Origin of the sequence: uncultured Marivita sp. (assembly GCF_947488135.1) — a bacterium.
Lineage (GTDB): Bacteria > Pseudomonadota > Alphaproteobacteria > Rhodobacterales > Rhodobacteraceae > Marivita.
The window spans coordinates 1-23,981 of record NZ_CANKYW010000018.1 but is presented as its reverse complement, the minus strand read 5'-3'; the positions used below and the strand labels follow the sequence as shown (position 1 = coordinate 23,981).

Annotated in this window: 20 protein-coding genes, 1 tRNA gene and 1 pseudogene; 4 read left to right on the top strand and 18 right to left on the bottom strand. The window is 60.0% G+C overall.

The features are described 5' to 3' along the window. The 4 genes and pseudogenes from Q1B16_RS21765 to rpsL all read right to left on the bottom strand — a co-directional run. A pseudogene (locus Q1B16_RS21765) lies at window positions 1-77 on the bottom strand (elongation factor Tu); the annotation flags it as partial. Window positions 78-158: 81 nt separating this feature from the next. Beyond that, window positions 159-2,282 carry an elongation factor G gene (fusA, locus tag Q1B16_RS21760; RefSeq protein WP_299794357.1) on the bottom strand — a complete coding sequence of 708 codons (2,124 nt, stop codon included), beginning with the start codon at window positions 2,280-2,282 and terminating at the stop codon, window positions 159-161. A gap of 15 nt (window positions 2,283-2,297) precedes the next feature. Next, window positions 2,298-2,768: a 30S ribosomal protein S7 gene (rpsG, locus tag Q1B16_RS21755; RefSeq protein ID WP_292294383.1), complete on the bottom strand. Its 471-nt coding sequence runs from the start codon at window positions 2,766-2,768 to the stop codon at window positions 2,298-2,300. A 12-nt stretch (window positions 2,769-2,780) separates the two neighbouring features. Further along, on the bottom strand, window positions 2,781-3,152 hold the full coding sequence (gene rpsL, locus Q1B16_RS21750) for a 30S ribosomal protein S12 (protein WP_054000841.1): 372 nt from the start codon (window positions 3,150-3,152) through the stop codon (window positions 2,781-2,783). A gap of 372 nt (window positions 3,153-3,524) precedes the next feature. Here rpsL and Q1B16_RS21745 point away from each other — a divergent pair, with 372 nt between their 5' ends. After that, on the top strand, window positions 3,525-4,364 hold the full coding sequence (locus Q1B16_RS21745) for a putative rhamnosyl transferase (RefSeq protein WP_299794351.1): 840 nt from the start codon (window positions 3,525-3,527) through the stop codon (window positions 4,362-4,364). Here Q1B16_RS21745 and Q1B16_RS21740 read toward each other — a convergent pair. Continuing rightward, a complete protein-coding gene (locus tag Q1B16_RS21740; protein WP_299794348.1) occupies window positions 4,297-5,202 on the bottom strand; it encodes a DMT family transporter in 906 nt (301 codons plus the stop codon). The genes Q1B16_RS21745 and Q1B16_RS21740 overlap by 68 nt on opposite strands. Before the next feature lie 143 nt (window positions 5,203-5,345). Here Q1B16_RS21740 and Q1B16_RS21735 point away from each other — a divergent pair, with 143 nt between their 5' ends. Next, the gene (locus Q1B16_RS21735; protein ID WP_299794345.1) at window positions 5,346-6,722 is read left to right on the top strand and encodes an MATE family efflux transporter; all 1,377 of its coding nucleotides are present in this window, start codon (window positions 5,346-5,348) and stop codon (window positions 6,720-6,722) included. Between the two features lie 48 nt (window positions 6,723-6,770). Here the strand turns inward: Q1B16_RS21735 and Q1B16_RS21730 are convergent, their stop codons facing one another. The 10 genes from Q1B16_RS21730 to secE form a co-directional block, all read right to left on the bottom strand. Continuing rightward, window positions 6,771-7,988 (bottom strand): PQQ-dependent sugar dehydrogenase, encoded by a 1,218-nt coding sequence (locus Q1B16_RS21730; protein ID WP_299794342.1) that lies wholly within the window; start codon window positions 7,986-7,988, stop codon window positions 6,771-6,773. 130 nt (window positions 7,989-8,118) lie between these two features. Continuing rightward, entirely contained in the window at window positions 8,119-12,366 is a 4,248-nt protein-coding gene (gene rpoC / locus Q1B16_RS21725) for a DNA-directed RNA polymerase subunit beta' (RefSeq protein ID WP_299794339.1), read from the bottom strand. Between the two features lie 108 nt (window positions 12,367-12,474). Beyond that, on the bottom strand, window positions 12,475-16,611 hold the full coding sequence (gene rpoB / locus Q1B16_RS21720; protein ID WP_299794336.1) for a DNA-directed RNA polymerase subunit beta: 4,137 nt from the start codon (window positions 16,609-16,611) through the stop codon (window positions 12,475-12,477). Between the two features lie 251 nt (window positions 16,612-16,862). Then, the gene (gene rplL / locus Q1B16_RS21715; RefSeq protein ID WP_299794333.1) at window positions 16,863-17,246 is read right to left on the bottom strand and encodes a 50S ribosomal protein L7/L12; all 384 of its coding nucleotides are present in this window, start codon (window positions 17,244-17,246) and stop codon (window positions 16,863-16,865) included. 66 nt (window positions 17,247-17,312) lie between these two features. Further along, the gene (gene rplJ, locus Q1B16_RS21710; RefSeq protein WP_299794330.1) at window positions 17,313-17,825 is read right to left on the bottom strand and encodes a 50S ribosomal protein L10; all 513 of its coding nucleotides are present in this window, start codon (window positions 17,823-17,825) and stop codon (window positions 17,313-17,315) included. A 407-nt stretch (window positions 17,826-18,232) separates the two neighbouring features. Further along, entirely contained in the window at window positions 18,233-18,685 is a 453-nt protein-coding gene (locus Q1B16_RS21705) for a hypothetical protein (RefSeq protein WP_299794327.1), read from the bottom strand. A gap of 139 nt (window positions 18,686-18,824) precedes the next feature. Then, window positions 18,825-19,523, bottom strand: a complete 699-nt coding sequence (rplA, locus tag Q1B16_RS21700) for a 50S ribosomal protein L1 (RefSeq protein ID WP_299794324.1) — start codon at window positions 19,521-19,523, stop codon at window positions 18,825-18,827. A 1-nt stretch (window position 19,524) separates the two neighbouring features. Beyond that, window positions 19,525-19,974 carry a 50S ribosomal protein L11 gene (rplK, locus tag Q1B16_RS21695; RefSeq protein ID WP_299794321.1) on the bottom strand — a complete coding sequence of 150 codons (450 nt, stop codon included), beginning with the start codon at window positions 19,972-19,974 and terminating at the stop codon, window positions 19,525-19,527. Window positions 19,975-20,102: 128 nt separating this feature from the next. Then, window positions 20,103-20,636, bottom strand: coding sequence for a transcription termination/antitermination protein NusG (gene nusG / locus Q1B16_RS21690; protein ID WP_299794318.1), 534 nt, complete (start codon window positions 20,634-20,636; stop codon window positions 20,103-20,105). A gap of 179 nt (window positions 20,637-20,815) precedes the next feature. Beyond that, the gene (secE, locus tag Q1B16_RS21685; RefSeq protein ID WP_085641379.1) at window positions 20,816-21,013 is read right to left on the bottom strand and encodes a preprotein translocase subunit SecE; all 198 of its coding nucleotides are present in this window, start codon (window positions 21,011-21,013) and stop codon (window positions 20,816-20,818) included. A gap of 288 nt (window positions 21,014-21,301) precedes the next feature. Here secE and Q1B16_RS21680 point away from each other — a divergent pair, with 288 nt between their 5' ends. Next, window positions 21,302-21,886, top strand: a complete 585-nt coding sequence (locus Q1B16_RS21680; RefSeq protein WP_299794309.1) for a hypothetical protein — start codon at window positions 21,302-21,304, stop codon at window positions 21,884-21,886. A gap of 111 nt (window positions 21,887-21,997) precedes the next feature. Here the strand turns inward: Q1B16_RS21680 and Q1B16_RS21675 are convergent. Continuing rightward, window positions 21,998-22,073 (bottom strand) — tRNA-Trp (locus Q1B16_RS21675). Window positions 22,074-22,780: 707 nt separating this feature from the next. Between Q1B16_RS21675 and Q1B16_RS21670 the strand changes: the two genes are divergently transcribed. Then, window positions 22,781-22,987, top strand: coding sequence for a hypothetical protein (locus Q1B16_RS21670; RefSeq protein WP_299794306.1), 207 nt, complete (start codon window positions 22,781-22,783; stop codon window positions 22,985-22,987). A 102-nt stretch (window positions 22,988-23,089) separates the two neighbouring features. On the opposite strand, the gene Q1B16_RS21665 is transcribed toward Q1B16_RS21670, so the two are convergent. Both Q1B16_RS21665 and Q1B16_RS21660 read right to left on the bottom strand, forming a co-directional pair. Beyond that, window positions 23,090-23,749 carry a CatB-related O-acetyltransferase gene (locus tag Q1B16_RS21665; protein WP_299794303.1) on the bottom strand — a complete coding sequence of 220 codons (660 nt, stop codon included), beginning with the start codon at window positions 23,747-23,749 and terminating at the stop codon, window positions 23,090-23,092. Between the two features lie 157 nt (window positions 23,750-23,906). Further along, the coding region (locus tag Q1B16_RS21660) for a hypothetical protein (RefSeq protein WP_299794359.1) at window positions 23,907-23,981 on the bottom strand (75 nt) is incomplete at its 5' end.

Genomic DNA, 23,981 nt, shown 5'->3' with positions numbered 1-23,981 from the left:
GTCTTGCCGTGGTCAACGTGACCAATCGTGCCAATGTTGCAGTGCGGCTTGCCGCGCTCAAACTTTTCCTTGCCCATTGCAAAGCTCCTTTTTTCGGGTGCCGGGCTTAGGCCCGGCCTACGGTGAGTGGGTAGGCCGGGCATCGGCCCGGCATCCCGTTATGCGTATTTCGACTGAATCTCTTCCGAGATGTTCTGCGGAACCGGATCGTAATGATCGAACTGCATCGTGAACTGCGCGCGGCCCGAGGACATGGAGCGCAGCGTGTTGATGTAGCCGAACATATTGGCCAGCGGGACCATGGCGTTGATCGCAACGGCATTGCCGCGCGGCTCTTGCCCGGTCACCTGACCCCGACGCGATGTCAGGTCGCCGATGATGCCGCCGGTGTATTCTTCCGGTGTCACCACTTCGACCTTCATGATCGGTTCGAGCAACTTGGCGCCCGCCTTCTTCATGCCTTCGCGCATCCCCATACGGGCCGCGATTTCGAAGGCCAGAACGCTGGAGTCCACATCGTGGAACTTACCGTCGACCAGAGCCACCTTGAAGTCGATCACCGGGAAGCCCGCCAGCGGACCGGAGTCCATGACCGACTTGATGCCTTTTTCGACACCGGGGATGTATTCCTTCGGAACGGCACCACCGACGATGCGGCTTTCGAACGAATAGCCTTCGCCCGGTTCTGTCGGCGAAATGATCAGCTTCACTTCGGCGAACTGGCCAGACCCACCCGACTGTTTCTTGTGGGTGTAGGTGTGCTCGACCTCGTGACCGATGGTTTCGCGGTAAGCCACCTGCGGTGCACCGATATTCGCTTCGACCTTGAACTCGCGCTTCAGACGATCGACGAGGATGTCGAGGTGAAGTTCGCCCATGCCCTTCATGATGGTCTGACCGGACTCGAGGTCGGTCTCCACACGGAAGGACGGGTCTTCCGCCGCAAGACGCGCCAGACCCTGGGACATCTTCTCCTGGTCGCCTTTGGTTTTCGGCTCGACCGCGATCTCGATCACCGGATCGGGGAAGGTCATGGTTTCGAGAACCACCGGATCGGCCTTGTCACACAGCGTGTCACCGGTCGTGGTGTTCTTGAGACCACCCAACGCGATGATGTCGCCGGCGAACGCTTCGGTGATTTCGTCCCGGTTGTTCGAGTGCATCATCATCATCCGGCCAACACGCTCGGTGTGACCCTTGGTCGAGTTCAGCATCGAGTCGCCCTTGGCGAGGGTCCCCGAATAGATGCGCACGAAGGTCAGCGATCCGACGAACGGATCGTTCATGATTTTGAACGCGAGGCCGGAGAACGCCATGTCATCATCCGCGCGACGCGGAATATTGCGGGTTTCCGTTTCGTCGCCCGGCTTGAAGCCCATGTAATCGACAACGTCCAGCGGGCTGGGCAGGTAATCGACCACGGCGTTCAGGAGCGGCTGCACACCCTTGTTCTTGAATGCGGACCCACACAGAACCGGCACGAAGGACATCGACAGAGTGCCCTTGCGGATCAGCTTGCGCAGCGTCGCCACATCGGGCTCTTCGCCTTCGAGATACGCTTCCATCGCGTCGTCGTCCATCTCGACGGCGTTCTCGATGAGCTTTGCGCGCCACTCTTCAGCAGTTGCCTTGAGGGAGTCGCGGACCGGCTGACGGGTCCAGGACGCGCCCAGATCTTCACCCTTCCAGGTCCATTCTTCCATCGTGACGAGATCGACCATGCCTTCGAGCTCGTTCTCGGCGCCGATCGGAATCTGGATCGGGGCCGGGATCGCTCCGGTACGGTCTGCGATCATCTGGACGCAGTTGAAGAAGTCAGCGCCGATCTTGTCCATCTTGTTGACGAACACGATGCGCGGAACCTTGTAACGGTCGGCCTGACGCCAAACGGTTTCGGTCTGCGGCTCGACACCGGCGTTGGCGTCGAGAACGGCAACCGCACCGTCGAGAACCGCCAGCGAACGCTCGACTTCGATGGTGAAGTCCACGTGGCCGGGGGTGTCGATGATGTTCATGCGGAACTTGGTGTCGTCGGTTCCCTCAGGCGTCGGGTCTTCCTGCCACTGCCAGAATGTCGTGGTCGCAGCGGACGTGATCGTGATGCCACGTTCCTGCTCCTGCTCCATCCAGTCCATCGTGGCGGCGCCATCGTGCACTTCGCCAAGGTTGTGCGACTTGCCGGTGTAGAACAGGATGCGCTCGGAGCAGGTGGTCTTGCCTGCATCGATATGCGCCATGATCCCGAAATTCCGGTAGCGCTCGAGAGGATAATCGCGTGCCATTGTGTTTGGCTCCTATTACCAGCGGTAGTGGCTGAACGCTTTGTTCGCGTCGGCCATCTTGTGAGTGTCTTCGCGCTTCTTCACGGCGGAACCACGGGAGTTCACGGCATCCAGAAGCTCAGCGGCAAGACGCTCTTCCATCGTGTTTTCGTTGCGGGCGCGGCTGGCATTGATCAACCAGCGGATCGCAAGCGCTTCGCGACGCTCGGGGCGGACTTCGACGGGAACCTGGTATGTGGCGCCACCAACCCGACGCGAGCGAACCTCGACGGACGGCTTGATGTTGTCCAACGCCTCGTGGAAGATTTCCACCGGCGCGCGCTTTACCTTGCCTTCGACGCGATCCAGCGCGTTGTAGACGATGTTTTCTGCGACCGACTTCTTACCGTCGATCATCAGGTTGTTCATGAACTTTGTCAGAACCCGGTCGCCATACTTGGCGTCGGGCAGGACTTCGCGTTTTTCTGCGGCGTGACGACGAGACATCTGTAATTCCTCTTACTTCGGACGCTTCGCGCCATATTTCGAACGGCGCTGTTTCCGGTCCTTGACGCCCTGGGTATCCAGAACACCACGCAGGATGTGATAGCGCACACCGGGAAGGTCTTTCACACGACCGCCACGGATCAGAACCACGGAGTGCTCCTGAAGGTTGTGGCTCTCGCCCGGAATGTAGCTGATGACTTCATAACCATTGGTCAGACGCACCTTGGCCACTTTCCGCATCGCCGAGTTCGGCTTCTTCGGAGTGGTTGTGTATACGCGTGTGCATACGCCCCGCTTCTGCGGGCACTGCTCAAGGTGCTGCGACTTCGAGCGCTTGATTTTCGGCTGCCGCGGCTTGCGGATCAGCTGTTGGATCGTTGGCATTCCGGTTCTTTCCCCGTGTAGCTCACATATGTGGTGCACGAGGCCATCCCCGTGCGGGTTTCGTATTCAAGTACCGCGCGTCCGCAGCACCGATTCAAGTCCCGCCTTTCCTTTCGGAACGACGCAAAAGACCGCATCCGCTTCCCCTATCGGAAGCGATGCGGTGGATTTCCAGAGGATCGGGGCATACGCCCGGATCTTGACCGCTCCAGTTCTGCAAATCGACAAAACGGGCATAGGCCCTGTCGAATTAGACGCGCGTATATGGAGAGTCGGAAAGCTTGTCAACAGCACCCCGGCGCTTGTGTGGCAGACACGTCCGAGGCACAGTCACCCTACACGAAATGCCGACGTCACACAGGGCCAATCGTCATGCAGACCATCCTTTTCTGTCGATTTTCCTACCCGGCCGAAGGTGGCTTTCAGGTGGATCATGCGACCATCGCCGAACGGCGCGCCTTTCTTTATGCTCCGGACCGTATGGCGCACCGGTTTTCGCTGTTCGAGCATCTGTGTCTGCCCGGTCTGATGGCGCAGACCGACCCGGACTTCGACTTTGTCGTGCTGGTGGGAACATGCATGCCCGATCGGTATCTGGCCCGTCTGCAAGACCTGCTGCGCCCTTTGCCGCAAGCGCGGATCATCGCGCGCGATCCCGCGCCGCACCGGCAGGTGTGCCAATCCGTGCTGAACGCCGCGCGCCGGCATATCAACAAGCCCTGCCTGCAAGTGCGTCACGACGATGACGACGCCCTCGCCATTGATTTCGTCGCGCGGCTTCGCAAGGCCGTGTCCGACTGCGAACCGCTCGTGCTTGGAAACAAGCTTGTCGGGTTCGACTGGAATCGCGGCTATACGCTTTGCCCCTCCGACATCCACCCGTTCGAGATCACCGAGACCGTGACGCCCTATATGGGTGTGGCTCAGGCAATGGCGGTGCAGGGTGGCGTGCGGCAAAGCCTGATGAATTTCGCCCATAGCCGGATCAACCGCTTCATGCCGACAGTCACCTTCACCGATCCGCCGATGTTCCTGCGCGCGCAGCATCCGCACAACGACTCGCGGCAGAAAGCGAATGTCGCACAGCTCGATTTCCACGCACCGACGCTCGATCACGTCGAAATGCTCAGCCGCCGCTTCGCCCTCACGGCTGACGCGGTAGAATTGGCATTCTCGCCCGCCGTTTCAGACGCGCCTCGCGCAACAGGCTGAACACGCCCGTCGCCACGATGATCGAGGCTCCGATCAGGGTGAGCGGCTCGGGCCATTCGCCAAACACCAAGAACCCGAGGATCAGTGCCCAAACCAGCCCGGTGTAGCGGAACGGGGCCACAAAGCTCACCTCGCCCACCCGCATCACCATGACGCTGCACAGATATGCCCCGATGATGAACGTAGTCGCCATCAGCACGAGCATCGTCAGCCGCGGCGTCAGTGCGACCCACTCCTGTTCGATCGACCACACGCCCGCGAAGAGCGTGACGATCACCGAGGAAAACACCGTCACCGTCAGCGAGGGTACCGCCTTTGACACGCGCCGCGTGACCAGGTCGCGCACCGTCACCGCCGCAACCGCACAAAGCGCGTAGACCGAGGCCGAGGTGAACCCATCCGTGCCCGGTCGCACGATGAGCAACATGCCCAAAAATCCGACCGCGATCGCAGTCCATCGCCGCCAACCCACCGCTTCGCGGAACACCAATGCGCCGCCCAGCGTGACCGTCAGCGGCAACATCTGCAACAACGCCGTCACATTGGCGAGAGGCATGGCCAGCAAAGCGGTCAGGAAGAAATAGGCAGCCGTGGCTTCGGCCAATCCGCGGGCTACGATCAGGACCCAGTCCTGGGCCGGAAGACGCAACCGCAACCCTTTGAAATAAATCGCCATCGCGATCAGCGCCGCCGAGGCCAGAACGCCTCGGATCACCAGCAGTTGCGAGAGGGGCAGATCGCCCCCTGTCGCCTTGATCGACGCATCGCCAAAGGTGAAGACGGCCATTGCGACGCACATCAAAAGCGCACCGAGCATATTGTCGGAAAGCTGTACCATGAGACCCGCATTAGCAGTCACGCGATGCGGCCTCCACGCCAAAAGCGACATGGCGAAGGTCTTTGGCTTTCGCCGCCAATCCGTGTATCGCGATGACAGGGGCGCTTGCGGCACAGGCCCGTTCACAGACGACAGGAGCCCCCGTGGCCATTGCAGCGAATGACGATCTGACCACGGGCACAATGCTCACGCATTACCGCAACCTCGCCATTCCAGCGGCGTTGGGGATGCTGTTCTCCACGCTTTACAATGTTGTCGATGTCTATTTCGCGGGCCAATTGTCGACCGAGGCGCAGGCCGGGCTGGCCATCGGCTATCAGGCGTTCTTCATCATGATGGCCGTGGGCTTTGGCCTTGGTTCGGGCCTCAGCGCACTGGTCAGCAACGCAAAGGGCGAAAAGAACACCAAGGCCAGCCGCAGCCTCGCCGCGCAGGGGCTCAGCTTTGGCGTGATCGCCACGGTGCTCTTGATGATCGGCGGCTGGTTCAGTGGTCCGCACCTCATCGCGCTGGTGTCGGAACCCGGCGGCTACCGAGATGCGGCGCTCGGGTACTTCCGGCTCTTGATCGTTGCCCTGCCCGGGTTCCTTCTGGCCTATGGCGGCAACGGTATCCTTCAGGCGCACGGTGATACGCGGTCGATGCAGCGCGCCATGATGGTGGCGTTCTTCGCCAATATCGGGCTGAACCCGCTCATGATGTACGGCATTCCCGGCATCTGGGGCGGCATGGGCTTCAACGGCATCGCCGCCGCCACCGTGATCAGCCAGACCGGAGTGATGATCTTCATCCTGTCCCGCGTGTTTGGACTGAGCATGATGGACCGGGTCAAACGCGCCGAATTCGTACCCGATCTCGCGTGTTTCAAAGCCATCGTCGAACAGATGCTCCCCGCGACGACTGCGATGGTGGTGATGTTCGTGTCGGGCTTTGTCGTCCAGTTCGCGCTCAAAAATTTCGGCGAGGACGCGATCGCTGCTTACGGCGTCGCGCTGCGCATCGAGCAGATCCTGCTTTTGCCGGTCCTCGGCATGACGAGCGCACTTCTGCCCATCGCGGGCCAGAATTTCGGGGCGCGGGACTATGACAGAGTTCGGGATGCGGTGTTTTTCTGCTGGAAGCTCGGCTTCGCCATTTCAGCCGTCGCGATGCCGCTTCTTTGGTTCGGCGGCGCCTGGGCAATGCGCCCTTTCACGTCCGATCCGGACGTGATCGAAATCGGGGCCAGTTACCTGCTGGTCGATGGGTTCCTGTTCCCCGTCTACATGATGCTCTTCTCGATCAACTCGCTTTTGCAGGCGATGAAGCGGCCGATCTACACCCTTTGGATCAGCGTCTACCGACAGGGGTTCGGCGTCGCGTTCTTTATCTGGCTGTTCATCGGAGTTCTCGGATTTGATGTCTGGGGCGTCTGGCTCGGCATCGCGACCGCCGTCTCCACCGGTTGGGTCATGGCGTTGATTGTGGCCGTTCGCGTATCGCAGACGACGATGGGGGGCCTTCGACCGAGCCCGGCATAGGAAAAACGGGGCACCTGAAGCGCCCCGTTCATCGTGGTTGATCGTGGATTAATCCGCGCCCGCAACGGTCACGTGGACAAGCCCGCCGTCCTCGTAGTCGGTGGCGAGGACCAAGCTACCGTCGCTCAATTCCTCGATGTCACGCACACGGCCGTACTCGGTGAACAGACGTTCCTCGGCGCTGACGCGATCACCGTCCCATTCAAGACGGACAACACCCGGAGCGACCAGACCCGTCACGAGGCTGTCGCCCTGCCACTCGGACATCATGTCCCCTTCGTAGAAGATCATGTCGCCCGGAGCGATAACAGGGTCCCAGTAATAGGCGGGCTCTGCCATGCCTTCGGCCTGTGCCTTGCCGGTGCCAATCGGTTCACCGTCGTAGCGCACACCGTATGAGACAACGGGCCAGCCGTAGTTCAGACCAGCTTGCGGGATGTTGATCTCATCGCCGCCGGCAGGCCCGTGTTCGACGGTAAAGAGCTGGTCCCCACGCATCGCCGCGCCTTGGATATTCCGGTGCCCGTAGGACCAAATGCTATCCTCTGCGCCGTCTTGGCCGACGAATGGGTTGTCCTCGGGGATCGAGCCATCAAGATTGATGCGGACAACCTTACCATAAGTGTTGTCGAGTCCCTGCGCTTTCTGCCGCTCTTCGTCGGTGAAATGTTCGCCGGTCGTGACGAAGGCGTGCCCGTTGCCGTCAAAGACGATGCGACTGCCGTAATGCATCGCGGCGGGGGATGGCGGCGTCTGAACGAAGATATCCTCGACCTCGGTCAGCTCCGTCATGTCGTCGGACAGAACGCCCCGCCCGGCAGCTGTGACCGACATCCCGTCGCCCATGCCCTTGGCGTAGGTGAAATAAACCATGCGGTCCTCGGCAAAATCCGGCCCAAGTTTCACATCAAGCAGCCCGGCCTGGGTGCTGTTGCCAGCAGACTGGTTGAAGATCTCGGGAAGACCGGAGATCGGGTCCGACACCTCTCCCTCCAGCGTGACATGGACAAGGCGCCCGGGACGCTCGGTCACCAGCAAACCCGCTCCATCGGGAAGCTCCGCCACGGCCCAAGGATGCTCGAGACCCTCGGCGATCTGGCGATATTCAAATGTCAGGTCTGACTGAACAAGCTCGGCCCGCGTCTGGTTTTCAAATGCGGGCTCGAAATCGGCGTTCTTTTCGCCCCAGGTATGGGTCTCCTGCGCAGCCAGCGGCGCGGCAAGGCACACAGCCAAAGCGGTGGTCGTCGTCATTGAACGGATCATGAAACTCTCCTTTGTCGCTGTTGAAGGGTCAACGTGCGATAAGGGGTTTCCGTTCCTGTCATAGGAGAGCGCACGAACAAAAACCCCCGCGACCTGCGCGGGGGTTTTTTACCGTTCGGTAAAAAGCCGCTTATTCGCGGCTTTCCGGCGTGTCGACGATGATGTTGTCGAACTCGTCGCCGCCGACCACATCGCTGGATGTGTCCGGAGCTGCCAGTGCGGCGGCCGCTTCGGCTTCTTCGCGGCGCGCTTCGATCACGACATTGTCGCGTTCTTGCGCGATACGACGCACCTTCTGGGTTGCCCCACCGGTGCCCGCCGGAATCAGGCGGCCCACGATGACGTTCTCTTTCAGACCGACAAGCTTGTCCTTCTTGCCCTGAACAGACGCCTCAGTCAGGACCCGCGTGGTTTCCTGGAACGACGCCGCCGAGATAAAGCTGCGGGTTTGCAGCGACGCCTTGGTGATGCCCAGCAGGATCGGTTCGCCCTGTGCGGGACGGCCACCCTTCTTCTCGGCCTTTTCGTTGGCAAGGTCGAATTCGGCCTTGTCCACGTGTTCGCCCTTGAGAAGCGTGGTGTCACCGCTGTCGAGGATCTCCCATTTCTGCAACATCTGGCGCACGATCACTTCGACATGCTTGTCGTTGATCTTCACACCTTGCAGGCGATAGACGTCCTGAACCTCGTCGATCATGTAGTTCGCCAGCGCTTCGACACCCATGATGGACAGGATGTCATGCGGCGCCGGGTTGCCGTCCATGATGTATTCACCCTTCTGGATGAAGTCACCTTCGGCCACCGGAATATGCTTGCCCTTGGGCACCATGTATTCCACCGGCTCGGCACCCTCTTCCGCGGGGTTGATCGAGATACGACGCTTGTTCTTGTAGTCCTTGCCGAAGTGAACGTAGCCGTCGATTTCCGCGATGATGGCGTGGTCCTTGGGGCGACGCGCCTCAAAGAGTTCGGCCACACGCGGCAGACCGCCGGTGATGTCCTTGGTCTTGGCGCCTTCGCGCGGAATACGGGCCACCACGTCACCGGCTTTGACGTCCTGACCGTCTTCGACCGACAGGATGGCGTCGACCGACATCGGATAGGTGATCGGGTTGCCCGCGTCGTTGCGGAGCGGCTCGCCGTCCTCACCCATCAGGATGATCTCGGGCTTGAGCTCGTTGCCCTTGGGCGCGGCCCGCCAGTCGATCACGATCTTCTGGGTCATGCCCGTCGCATCGTCGGTCTCGTCGCGAACGGCCACACCTGCGGTGAGGTCCACATGCTTGGCGATACCGTCCTTCTCGGCGATGATCGGCAGGGTATAGGGGTCCCACTCGAACAGCTTGTCGCCGCGCTTGACCATGTCGCCTTCCTTGACGAACACCTTGGTGCCATAGCCCAGCTTGTGGCTGGCCCGTTCGACACCGTGCTCATCCATGATCCGCAACTTCATGTTACGGCCCATGACCAGCGTTTCACCCGAAGAATTTTCGAGCGTCGAGGCGTTGTCGAATTCGACTTTACCTTCCTGGCTGGCTTCCTGGAACGACTGCTGACCACCCTGGGCCACGCCGCCGATGTGGAAGGTCCGCATCGTCAGCTGTGTTCCCGGCTCACCAATGGACTGCGCCGCGATGATGCCCACCGCTTCGCCGGTGTTGACCATCGTGCCGCGTGCGAGGTCACGGCCATAACACATGGCACAGACGCCCTCTTCGGCCTCACAGGTCAGCGGCGAGCGGATGCGCATCGTGGCAACGCCTGCCTCTTCGATGGTGTCCGCCATCCGTTCGTCGATCAGCTGACCGGCGCGCAGGATGACCTCATCGGTGCCGGGCTTGAGGATATCGTCCGCCGCAACGCGGCCGAGGATACGCTCTGCCAGCGACGCCACGACTTCCCCGTCATTGACGGCGGCTTCGGCCGTGATCGCACGATCGGTTCCGCAGTCATGCATCCGCACGATACAGTCCTGTGCGACGTCCACCAGACGACGGGTCAGATAACCCGAGTTCGCTGTCTTCAACGCGGTGTCCGACAGACCCTTACGGGCGCCGTGGGTCGAGTTGAAGTACTCAAGAACGGTCAGACCTTCCTTGAAGTTCGAGATGATCGGCGTCTCGATGATGTCGCCATTCGGCTTCGCCATCAGGCCACGCATCCCGCCCAGCTGTTTCATCTGCGTGACCGAGCCACGGGCACCGGAGTGCGCCATCATGTAGACCGAGTTCGGCTCCATCGTGGCGCCGTTCTCGTCGACCTGCTCGGCCGAGATGGTGGACATCATGGCCTCGGTGACCTTGTCGTTACACTTCGACCAGGCATCGACAACCTTGTTGTACTTTTCACCCTGGGTGATCAGGCCGTCCATGTACTGCTGTTCGAAATCCTTAACCTGATCGCGGGTTTCTTCCACGATCGGCCATTTGGTTTCCGGGATCACCATGTCGTCCTTGCCGAACGAAATGCCCGCCTTGAACGCTTCCTTGAAGCCCATGGTCATGATCTGGTCACAGAAGATGACCGACTCCTTCTGACCGCAATAGCGGTAGACGGTGTCGATGACCTTCTGCACGTCTTTCTTCCGAAGCAACGTGTTCACGAGGTCGAACGGCGCTTTCGCATTGAGCGGAAGCAGAGCACCCAAGCGCACACGACCGGGCGTGGTCTCGTACCGCTTGGTGATCTCGTTGCCTTCGTCGTCGATCTGCTTGACGCGGCATTCGATATTGGCGTGCAGATGCACTTCGCCCGCATTCAGCGCGTGCTCGACCTCTTCGATCGACGCGAACTTCATGCCTTCACCCTTCATGCCTTTGCGGGCAATCGAGGTATAGTAGAGGCCAAGGATCATGTCCTGCGACGGAACGATAATCGGCGCGCCGTTGGCGGGCGACAGAACGTTGTTCGTCGACATCATCAGAACACGCGCTTCAAGCTGTGCTTCCAGCGACAGCGGCACGTGGACCGCCATCTGGTCGCCGTCGAAGTCGGCGTTGAAGGCCGAACACACAAGCGGGTGAAGCTGGATCGCCTTGCCTTCGATCAGAACCGGCTCGAACGCCTGGATGCCCAGACGGTGCAGCGTCGGCGCGCGGTTCAGAAGAACCGGGTGTTCGCGGATCACTTCGTCAAGGATATCCCAAACCTCAGGACGTTCCTTTTCCACCAGCTTCTTCGCCTGCTTGACGGTTGAGGACAGCCCCTTCGCCTCAAGCCGCGAATAGATGAACGGCTTGAACAGCTCGAGCGCCATTTTCTTGGGCAAACCACACTGGTGCAGCTTCAACTCCGGACCCGTCACAATGACCGAACGGCCCGAGAAGTCGACGCGCTTACCCAGAAGGTTCTGGCGGAAGCGACCCTGCTTGCCCTTGAGCATGTCGGACAGCGACTTGAGCGGGCGCTTGTTGGCACCGGTGATGACACGACCGCGACGGCCGTTGTCGAACAGGGCATCAACGGATTCCTGGAGCATCCGCTTTTCGTTGCGCACGATGATATCGGGCGCGCGCAGTTCGATCAGGCGCTTGAGACGGTTGTTCCGGTTGATCACCCGGCGGTACAGGTCATTGAGGTCGGAGGTCGCGAAACGACCCCCATCCAGCGGCACCAGCGGGCGCAGTTCCGGCGGGATCACCGGGATCACGGTCAGAACCATCCATTCCGGGCGGTTGCCGGACTCGAGGAAGGACTCAACCACCTTGAGGCGCTTGATGATCTTCTTCGGCTTCAACTCGCCCGTCGCTTCCTTGAGATCCGCGCGCAGCTGATCGGCCTCGGCTTCGAGGTCGATATTGGCGAGCATCTCACGGATGGCTTCGGCACCGATATTGGCGGTGAACGCGTCCATGCCATAGACGTCTTGCGCGTCCATGAACTCTTCTTCGGTCATCAACTGGCCGTAGGTCAGGTCGGTCAGACCCGGCTCGATCACGACGTAATTTTCGAAGTAGAGGATACGTTCCAGATCGCGCAGCGTCATGTCCAGCATCAGGCCGATGCGCGACGGCAGCGACTTGAGGAACCAGATATGGGCGCAGGGCGCGGCCAGTTCGATATGGCCCATCCGCTCGCGACGGACCTTTTGCAGCGTGACTTCCACACCGCATTTTTCGCAGACAACGCCGCGATATTTCATGCGCTTGTATTTGCCGCACAGGCATTCGTAATCCTTGATCGGGCCAAAGATACGCGCGCAGAAGAGACCGTCACGCTCGGGCTTGAACGTGCGGTAGTTGATGGTTTCGGGCTTTTTGATCTCACCGAAGGACCACGACAGGATCCGCTCGGGCGATGCCAGCGAGACCTTGATCTCGTCGAACACCTTGGGCGGCGTGACGGGGTTGAACGGGTTGTTGGTCAGTTCCTGGTTCATGAGTTTTCCTCAAAGTAAGGGCGTGGGGGATGAAGTCGGGCCGGACTTTCTTCGAAGAAAGTCACCAGTCTCTTCGAAGAGACTGGTGCCCGATGCGAACGGTGTCGCTTATTCCTCATCCTCCGCATCCAGGAGTTCCATATTCAGGCCGAGGCCGCGCACTTCCTTGACGAGAACGTTAAAGCTCTCGGGAATGCCCGCTTCGAAATTGTCCTCGCCCTTGACGATGCTTTCATAGACCTTGGTCCGGCCCGCGACGTCGTCCGACTTGACGGTCAGCATTTCCTGAAGCGTGTAGGCCGCGCCATACGCCTCCAGTGCCCAGACTTCCATCTCGCCGAAACGCTGTCCGCCGAACTGAGCCTTACCACCCAGCGGCTGCTGCGTGACAAGGGAGTACGGTCCAGTGGAACGCGCGTGGATCTTGTCGTCCACCAGGTGGTGCAGCTTGAGCAGGTACTTCACACCCACGGTCACGGGACGCGAGAATTGCTCGCCCGAGCGACCGTCGAACAGGATCGACTGACCCGAGGTGTCAAAACCGGCGCGCACGAGCGAGTCGTTCACATCCGCCTCTTTCGCACCGTCGAAGACCGGCGTTGCGATCGGCACACCGTGCGTCACGTTGCTGGCCGCCGTGACAAGCTGGTCCTCGTCCATGTCCTTGATGCCTTCTTCATAGACATCGTCACCATAGGCGATCCGCATGGCTTCGCGCACAGGGGTCAGGTCGCCGGAACGACGATAATCCTGCAACGCTTCGTCGATCTTGATCCCCAGACCGCGCGCGGCCCAGCCCATGTGGGTTTCCAGGATCTGACCGACGTTCATGCGCGACGGCACGCCAAGCGGGTTCAGACAGAAATCGACCGGAGTACCATCGGCGAGGAACGGCATGTCCTCCATCGGCACCACCTTTGAGATCACACCCTTGTTGCCGTGACGACCGGCCATCTTGTCGCCCGGTTGCAGCTTGCGCTTCACCGCGACGAACACCTTGACCATCTTCATCACGCCCGGGGGCAGATCGTCGCCACGACGGACTTTCTCGACCTTATCCTCGAAACGGGCATCGAGCGCGCGTTTCTGCGCCTCGTACTGCTCGTTCAGGGCCTCGACGATCTTGGCATCGTCCTCGTCTTCCAGCGCCAACTGCCACCACTGACCACGGGTCAGGCTGTCCAGCAGCTCTTCGGTGATCTGGCTGTTCGCCTTGACGCCCTTCGGGCCTTTGACAGCCGTCTTGCCAAGGATTAGGTCTTTCAGACGCGCATAGATGTTGCGGTCGAGGATCGCCAATTCGTCGTCCCGATCACGGGCCAGACGCTCGACTTCTTCACGCTCGATCTGCAACGCACGTTCGTCCTTTTCGACGCCGTGACGGTTGAAGACGCGTACTTCCACAACCGTGCCGAAATCGCCCGGCTTCACCCGCAGCGACGTGTCGCGCACGTCGGAGGCTTTCTCACCAAAGATGGCGCGGAGGAGCTTTTCCTCCGGCGTCATGGGGCTTTCACCTTTCGGGGTGATCTTGCCGACGAGGATATCGCCCGGCTCCACATCCGCGCCGATATAGACGATGCCCGCCTCGTCGAGGTTGCGCAGCGCTTCTTCACCGACGTTCGGAATGTCGCGGGTGATCTCTTCCGGCCCGAGCTTCGTGTCGCGCGCGGCGACCTCGAACTCTTCGATATGCACGGAGGTGAACACGTCATCCCGTGCGATCCGTTCGGAAATCAGGATCGAGTCCTCGTAGTTGTAGCCATTCCACGGCATGAAAGCGACGATCACGTTCTTGCCGAGCGCCAGTTCGCCCAGATCGGTCGACGGACCATCGGCGATCACTTCGCCCTTGCCCACCGTGTCACCCACGTTCACCAGCGGACGCTGATTGATACAGGTGTTCTGGTTCGACCGCTGGAACTTGCGCAGACGGTAGATGTCCACACCGGCATCGCCCAGCTCAAGGTCTTCGGTCGCCCGCACAACGATACGTGTCGCGTCCACCTGGTCGATGACGCCCGCGCGCTTCGCCATGATCGCCGCACCCGAGTCACGCGCAACCACACCTTCGATGCCGGTGCCGACCAGCGGCGCCTCGGAACGAAGGGTTGGGACCGCCTGACGCTGCATGTTCGAGCCCATAAGAGCGCGGTTGGCGTCGTCGTTTTCAAGGAACGGGATAAGCGAGGCCGCGACCGACACCAGCTGCTTCGGCGAGACGTCGATCAGATCAACGCTTTCATTCGGCGCGAGCGTGTATTCACCCGACTGGCGGGTGTTGACGAACTCGTTCACGAACTTGCCGTTCTCGTCCAGCGTCGCGTTGGCCTGCGCCACGGTGTGACGCTGTTCCTCGGTCGCGGACATGTATTGCACATCGTCGGTCACCCGGCCGTTTTCAACACGGCGATAGGGTGTTTCGATGAAACCGTACTTGTTCACACGAGCGAATGTCGCGAGGCTGTTGATCAGGCCGATGTTCGGACCTTCCGGCGTTTCAATCGGGCACATGCGACCGTAGTGGGTCGCGTGCACGTCGCGCACCTCGAAGCCCGCACGCTCGCGGGTCAGACCGCCCGGTCCAAGCGCCGACAGGCGACGCTTGTGCGTCACTTCGGACAGCGGGTTGGTCTGGTCCATGAACTGCGACAGCTGCGAGGAGCCGAAGAATTCACGCACCGCCGCAGCCGCCGGTTTTGCGTTGATCAGGTCTTGCGGCATGACCGTGTCGATCTCGACCGAGGACATGCGTTCCTTGATCGCGCGTTCCATACGGAGCAGACCGACGCGGTACTGGTTTTCCATCAATTCGCCGACAGACCGGACCCGGCGGTTGCCGAGGTGGTCGATGTCATCGATGTCGCCCTTGCCGTCGCGCAGTTCCACCAATGCCTTGACACAGGCCACGATGTCTTCGCGGTCCAGCGTGCGCTGGGTGTCCGGCTTATCGAGCGCCAGACGCATGTTCATCTTCACACGGCCAACGGCGCTCAGGTCGTAGCGTTCGCTGTCAAAGAACAGTGTGTCAAACAGCGCAGAGGCCGCTTCGACGGTGGGCGGCTCACCCGGACGCATGACGCGGTAGATGTCCATGAGCGCGGTTTCGCGGTTCATGTTCTTATCGTTCGCCATCGTGTTCCGCATGTACGGACCCACGGTGATGTTATCGATGTCGAGCACCGGAATCTCGGTCACACCGGCGTCGATCAGGTCTTTCAGCGTGCCACCTGTGACAGCCCCGTCCTTGTCGACGGTCCAGGTCAGCTCATCACCCGCCTCGACATAGATCGCGCCTGTGTCTTCGTTGATGATGTCCTTGGCGACGAACTTGCCGACGATCTGTTCGAACGGAACCAGCAGATCGGTGATCTTGCCTTCGTCGATGATCTTCTTGACGGCCCGCGGCGTGATCTTCTTGCCGGCTTCAGCGAACACTTCGCCGGTGGCCGCATCGACCAGGTCATAGGTGGGACGGGTGCCGCGAACGCGCTCGGGGAAGAACTTGGTTTCCCAGCCTTCACCTTTGCGCAGCTTGTAGGACACGGTGTTGTAATACGCGTTCATGATGTCTTCCTGGTCGAGGCCCAGGGAGTACAGAAGCGTCGTCACCGGCAGCTTGCGGCGACGGTCGATGCGCGCGAACACGAGGTCCTTCGCGTCAAATTCGAAGTCGAGCCACGAGCCGCGATAGGGGATGATGCGGCAGGCGAAGAGCAGCTTGCCCGAGCTGTGCGTCTTGCCCTTGTCATGGTCGAAAAACACGCCGGGCGAACGGTGCATCTGCGACACGATCACACGCTCGGTGCCGTTCACGACAAACGTCCCGTTCGGGGTCATCAGGGGCATGTCGCCCATGAAAACGTCTTGTTCCTTGATATCCTTGACGGATTTCGCACCGGTGTCCTCGTCGATATCGAACACGATCAGACGCAGCTTCACCTTCAGCGGCGCGCTGTAGGTCATGTCGCGCTGCTGACATTCCTCGACGTCGTATTTGGGCTTTTCCAGCTCGTAGCTGACGAATTCCAGCACGCTGGTTTCGTTGAAGTCCTTGATCGGGAACACCGACTGGAAGACACCCTTGATACCTTCGCCGTCAAGCGGTTCAGGCTGATCGCCGGATTTCAGGAAGAGATCGTAGGAGGATTTCTGAACCTCGATGAGGTTCGGCATCTCCAGAACCTCGCGAATTTTACCGTAGTACTTGCGAAGACGTTTCTGGCCAATGAAGCTTTGCGCCATGGTCGATATCACCTTTTCATTCTCAGCTGAGCGTCACGCCGTCGGGCCCCGGCGGTCTGCCCAATAGAGACGACACGAACCCGATCAATTCCCGGTGCGCGTCCCACCGCACACCTCCCGATCCTTGGGTCCTGTCTAAGAAAAGCCCCTTTTGGAAAGGGCCTCTCTAAGACAGGCTTGGCTGGGCATGGAAAACTCCATACCCAGCCTCGCATGAATGCTCGCCGATCCCGTAAGGGACCGATAAGCGATTACTTGAGCTCGACTTCCGCGCCAGCTGCTTCCAGCTTCGCCTTGATGTCTTCGGCTTCGTCCTTGGAAACCTGCTCTTTGACAGCCTTGCCGCCTGCTTCGACCAGTTCCTTGGCTTCCTTGAGGCCAAGACCGGTGATGCCGCGGACTTCCTTGATCACGTTGATCTTGGATGCGCCAGCCGACTTCAGGATGACGTCGAATTCGGTCTGCTCTTCAGCAGCCGCGCCACCGGCGTCGCCGCCAGCCGGGCCCGCCATCATGACCGCGCCACCGGCTGCGGGCTCAATGCCGTACTCGTCTTTGAGGATTGTTTTCAGTTCTTGTGCTTCAAGCAGCGTCAGAGCAACGATCTCTTCTGCCAGTTTTTTCAGATCAGCCATTGTGACTTTCCTATCTAAATGTGTTCCAACGTCGAGGTTTCAACCCCACGAAGATGTCCAGATGCCTTACGCCGCTTTCTCTTCGATCGTCGAGAGAATGGACGCGATGTTCGATGCAGGTGCGCCAATCGCGCCGGCGATGTTGGAGGCCGGTGCGCCGATCATGCCTGCGATGGTAGCAATAAGCTCCTCGCGCGACGGCATCTTCGACACGGCTTCCACGCCAGCCCGGTCCAGTGCGTTCTCGCCCATGGCCCCGCCAAGGATTTCGAACTTCTTGTTCTCCTTGGCAAAGTCCTCGACCACTTTGGCGGCTGCCACGGGGTCTTCGGAATAGGTGAGAACCGTCATGCCCGACAGGAAGTCAGCGATGCTTGCGCAGGGCTTACCTTCGAGGGCAATCTTGGCCAGACGGTTTTTGGCGACACGTACGGAACTGCCAGCGGCGCGTGCGCGCCCCCGGAGATCCTGCATCTCGGCAACTGTGAGACCTTCGTAGTGGGCTACCACTACGACGCCAGAGCTTTCGAAGATCTGGCCGAGTTCTTCGACCACTTTCTCTTTTTGGGCTCTATCCACAGGTGTACTCCAGTTTGGGAGGCGGACCCCCCGGCTCAGTCATACCGGATCGCTCCGGCGGTTTTGGTCCGCTTTCGTGCGGTCCCAAACCCGCCTAGCGCTCAACGGATGAGCCTTGGCATGTCGGTCTGTTCCCGCCTCGGGCAGGAATTATTGCAGCCCATGCCACAACCCACCGTCTCGGACGTAATGCAAAAAACCGCGAGACGAATCACGCGGCCTGATGCATGTGCGGGGATAGTACGGGCGCAAGGATTTGCCAAGCCCTCTGGCCTGCAAATCCGCAGAGTTTCGCCCAAATGTCGGAACGAGAGATTAGCACAGGTCAGGAAATACGCAAAACCCTTCTTCCGGGTCAGTCCTGCGTCGGGTCAGACAGTGTCCGAGTGCTACACCGGCACAGGCCCTCAGATGTCAAAGATACTATCCATGTTCGAGATGATCGCGGTGACGATCACAGCGCCGCAGATCAACAGGGCCATCCAGAACACATATTGCATCGCCACAGCCCCAAGGCCAAAGCCGATCGCTAATTTTGGCAGCGATGTCGGCTCTTCGCGATACACGCTGACGCCGCCGAGGATGACGGCAATCGCGGCAAGCACCGGAGTGACGATCGCAAGAAGCTTTGTCGGATCAAAGGGACCAGGTTCCGGCGGTGCGGCGCTTTCTGTAAACGCGCCCGTCGCAGCCGCTTTGATATCCCGTGCGATTTCTCCGATGGACGTGCCGATGCTTTGCTGGGTTTCCGGCATCAATATGCCGGAGGTCATGATCGCGGCCGCCAGCAGGGCCACGACACCAAAGAAAAAGCCGATCAATCCGAAATGCGCGCGGGGGGCGTCAGCAGCAAGTGACATAAACAGGTTCCAGTTTGATTCCTCAAAGCCTCCATAACCGCGAAATCTGCCGGAATTGTGGTCGGCTCCGGGCAACCGCCCGAAACAAAAAAACGGCGCCCCGAAGAGCGCCGTTTCCCAAATATCGAAATGTCAGGTCTTAGTGACCAGCGGCATCGTCGACCGAAACCGACACGCCCGGGCCCATCGTCGAAGACAGCGCGATCTTCTTCATGTAGGTGCCCTTGGACCCTGTCGGCTTGGCTTTGGCCACGGCATCGACGAACGCCTTGACGTTCTCGACCAGCTTCGCCTCGTCGAACGAGACCTTGCCGATCCCTGCGTGCACGACACCGGCCTTTTCGGCCTTGAACTGAACCTGGCCACCCTTGGCCGCTTCAACGGCTTCCTTGACGTCCATGGTCACGGTGCCGACCTTGGGGTTCGGCATCAGGTTGCGCGGACCAAGCACCTTACCCAGACGGCCGACGATCGGCATCATGTCCGGGGTGGCAATGCAGCGATCGAACTCGATGGTGCCGCCTTGCACGGTTTCCATCAGGTCTTCTGCGCCAACGATATCGGCACCCGCTTCCTTGGCTTCATCGGCCTTGGGGCCACGGGCAAAGACGGCGACGCGCACGGACTTGCCGGTGCCGTTTGGCAGACCGACAACGCCACGCACCATCTGGTCGGCGTGACGCGGATCAACGCCAAGGTTCATCGCGATTTCGAGCGTTTCGTCGAATTTCGTGTTGGCGTTGCTCTTGATCAGCGCAACGGCCTCTTCGACCGAGAGGTTTTCCTTGCCTGCAAAGGCTTCGCGAGCGGCGCGGGTGCGTTTTCCAAGTTTCGCCATCTTACTTCACCTCGATGCCCATGGACTTCGCAGAGCCCACGATGATTTTCATTGCACCTTCAATGTCATTGGCATTGAGGTCTTTCATCTTTGCTTCGGCGATTTCGCGCACCTGCTTGACGGTCACGCTTGCCACGGTCTCACGACCCGGCAGTTCGGCACCGCGCGGACGGTTCCGCTTGCCCACCGGCTTCAGACCGGCGGCCTTTTTCAGGTAGTAGGACGCCGGCGGCGTCTTGATGTCCATCGTGAAGGACTTGTCCTGATAATAGACGATCTCGGTCGGGCACGGTGCGCCCTGCTCCATGTCCTGCGTCTTGGCGTTGAACGCCTTGCAGAATTCCATGATGTTGATGCCGCGCTGACCCAGCGCAGGGCCCACGGGCGGGCTCGGGTTGGCTTGACCTGCAGGGATCTGCAGCTTCATCTTGCCAGCAAGTTTCTTGGCCATCTGGCCTCTCCTTTTCCAACGACCTCGGGGCGCGCCCTTCGGTCACTTTCGTTGTGTGGTTCGGTCCGGACATCGCGATGCCCTCGCCTCCCACGCTTGCTTGGCGGGTTGCCCCACCTCCACGCATATTACGACTGCTTGGTAACCTGCGTGTATTCCAACTCGACCGGGGTTTCCCGGCCGAAGATCACAACCGACACCTTGAGGCGCTGGTTGTCGTCGTCGACTTCCTCGATCATGCCATCGAAGTCCTCGAACGGACCGTCGTTGACCTTGACCTTCTCGCCCACCTCGAAGTGGATGAGCTGGCGCGGCGCGTCCTCGCCCTCGGCCACGCGACCGAGGATGGCTTGCACTTCGGCATCGCGCATCGGCATCGGGCGGCCTTGCGGGCCAAGGAACCCGGTCACACGGTTGATCGAGTTGATGAGGTGATATCCCTCATCCGACATCTCCATACGCACCAGCACGTAGCCCGGCATGAAGCGTCGCTCTGCCGTCACCTTCTTGCCGCGGCGGATTTCGATCACCTCTTCGGTGGGAACCAGGACTTCGTCGATCTGGTCCTGAAGGCCTTTTTCCTCGACCGCCTGAAGGATTTGCTCTGCGATCTTCTTCTCGAAATTCGAGAGAACACTGACCGAGTACCAACGCTTCGCCATCTGGTCGCAAACCTTTTTATCCGTGCGGCTGAAACGCCGTCTGATTTCTGCTTCAGGGCATGTCGCCATGCCCGCGCCGGAACAAAAAATCGGCGTGCAACTCGAATCGATGCACGCCTCATTCCGTCTTGACAGGTCAGTTACCGCCTTCGCCTGCCCTTTTCAAGGGCCGACCGCCGTTAGCCAAAGAGGTTCAGAAGCCCCTGAAGACCACTGCGGATCAAAAGATCGACTAGCGCAAAGAACACCGCCGTGAGCGCCGCCATGATGAAAACCATCACGGTCGTCAGCAAAACCTCACGCCGTGTGGGCCAGACGATCTTGGACACTTCAGCACGAACCTGCTGAATGAACTGAAGCGGATTGGTCGTTGCCATGGGTGTGGCCTCACTTTGAAAACGTGTTTCATGGCACTTAGCGAAGCCCGGCCCCGAATTCAAGCGAGGCGCGCAATCACACCGGAAAACGACAAGTAATAAGGAACGCGCGTAATGCGCGTCATGCGGGAAAGTTCCCGCGCCCTCTCTCACAAATATGTGTCCGCCTTTCCAACGTTTTACAGGAACGAAGATCGCCCGGGCCTGTTTGTCACCCAGAGCCGACGGGGAGAAAGCCCGTCAGCACTGAAAGACGGACGACTGAATTTTTAACGAAAGGACATCGCAATGAAACGCATGATGATCGCAACCGCACTCGCAACCACACTCGGCACCGCAGGCTTTGCCGCGACCGAAGCGCAGATGCAGCAGGTCGATACCTTCAACACCGGCATCGACACATCGACCTTCACCGAGCAGGATTACAACATCGCATATGGTATCATCACCTCCGGCATGTCCAATGGTGAGAAAACCGCAAAACTGCGTGCCCTCGCCACTGACGACAATGTCGATATGGGCCCGGTGATGCTCAGCGAAGCCGAAATGGAGCGCCTGATGCAGTACGCGCCCGGTGCTGACCTGAGCAATGTCACGCAAGCTCAAGCCGAAGCTGCGGTCGCCGTCACATACGGTGCCAACTCGGAGGCAGAAGCCTCGTCGCGCGTGCAGAGCATTCTTAGCGGTGAAGACATTGACGATGAAACGATGGTCATGATCACCGCCGGAGAAACGAATATCTTGCGTTCGTACGTGCCGGAAGCTGATCTGTCAGGTCTGTCCGAAGACGAACTGCAACTCGCACTGAGCTATGCCTACAGCGGCATGTCGCGCAGCGAGAAGACGCAACAAATCGAAGCGCTCCTCAACTAAGCGCTTGGTTGATATACTCAAGAAGGGTCGCCCATTGGCGGCCCTTTTTTCGTGCCGCAAACGTCTCGAGCCATTCGCCGCGCGAAGATCAACGATTGAATTAATGGAAAGTGGCAGGGGCACAGGGACTCGAACCCGGGACCTACGGTTTTGGAGACCGTCGCTCTACCAACTGAGCTATACCCCTATCGCCGAAGAGACGCGTATTCCAAGCCCAAGGCGAAATCAAGGCCCAGATCGCGGTGATCGGGACAAAATAATTTTGACCCGATTTACAAGCTCTGACGCGCGACGGTCAATAAGTCTATCGGGGCTTTGACGCCTCGGCCTTTGGAACCTCACTCTGCCCAAACGCAGTTCAAATATGGGGACGCCGGGAGCCAGCGCTTGGATAAACCCGATGACAGGTCGCTCACCGAACTTTGGCGCACTGAAGATCACTACTTTTTTCCCCTCTGCTCTTCCCCATCTCCAGCTCCAGAACGCAGCCGAACCCTGACACATCCCTCACAGCCAGCCTCGCGCCCCTCTCGGTGCGGTGTTCGGGGTGAAACAAAGCCGCTTTTCCAGATCGTCACATTTTATTGATATGTCTTATGACATGGTCCCGCCCTTGATCGCCGTCACGCGCCGGTGTCAATTCCAGCGCCGACCGGGCCACGAAACCCCCAGCAAAGCCTGACCCGCACCAACCCTGTGCAGCATCGCGCAGGGGGTGGTCGCGGAGCCCTCGCGTCAAGTCCACTTTTGCGAGAGCCGCTGTGCACCAGCTGTGAATTCTCCGACCGCCCGACCGACCCTAACTTCATGGGTGTCGGACAGACAGCCCGACGACAGACATCAACCGAACCGCGCCACAGGGTGCGGGCACACAGAAAGAAAAGGACCAGACCCATGAAAACCCTCATTACAGCAGCCGCACTTGCCCTCACCGCCTTCTCCGCATCCGCGATGGTCGACACAACCGCCATCCAGCAATACGCGCCGAATGCCGACGTCTCGACCCTGTCGGACGCCGAAGTGAACACGATCCTGTCGATCATCCATTCCGGCGACAGCGAAAGCGAAAAGCGCGCCACGATCCAAGCCCTGGTGAAGTGATCGCCCTCCGGCCCATGGCGGCCGCACACCCCCATCCCGCGACGCGCGATCTGACCAAGGCGCGTCGCGGACGATGATCAGGCCGCCCCAACCGGGCGGCCTTCACTCTTTCGGCGCCAGCGCTTCGAGAGCGTCGATATCGCCCCCACAAATTTCCGCCTCGGCCGCCAGGATGCGGTCAATCGGCCAATCCCACCAGGCCAGTTTCTGCAATCGCGCCGCGGTGTCGTCATCGAACCTGCGTCGCACCACCCGACCCGGATTGCCGGCCACGACGCTGTACGGCGGCACAGCGCCCGACACGACGGCCCCCGCCCCCACGATGACGCCGTCGCCGATCTGGGCTCCGGGAAGGATCATGGCACCGGTGCCGATCCAGACATCGTTGCCCACCCATGTGTCAGGCCCCGGCGCGGGCATGCTTGGGCGCGTGGCTGGATCACCTTTGCCAAAGATCATGAACGGAAACGTCGATACTCCGTCGTATCGGTGATTGGCGGATGCCGTGATGAACTGAACCCCGTCTGCGATTTGGCAAAACCGCCCGATCCTCAGTCGCTCGGGCGACGTCGGGTAGAGGTACGGCGCCAGGTGCGTCGCCCAATCAGCGGGTGGATGATGCGCGCTGGCATAGGTGTATTCTCCCACGTCGATGCGCGGATGGGTCAGGGCGACGGACAGGAAAACGGTGCCTTCATGCGGCGTGCCGTCGGGCAGGATCACGGGGTGCAGGGCACCGGGATCGGCAAAAGGAAAAGACATGACGTACCTCTTGATCTGGGTTCGAGAAAATCTGGTTCAGATCAGGGAATTGGTCACGTCACCCTCCGTCGGTTGCACAGACAGAATAGACAATAGAGGGCCAAAACAAAAGGGCCGCCCATTTGGACGGCCCTTCGCATGCGGTAAGCAGGTATGCTTACGCGACGATTTTGGAGACGACGCCGGAGCCGACGGTGCGGCCGCCTTCGCGGATGGCGAAGCGGAGGCCGTC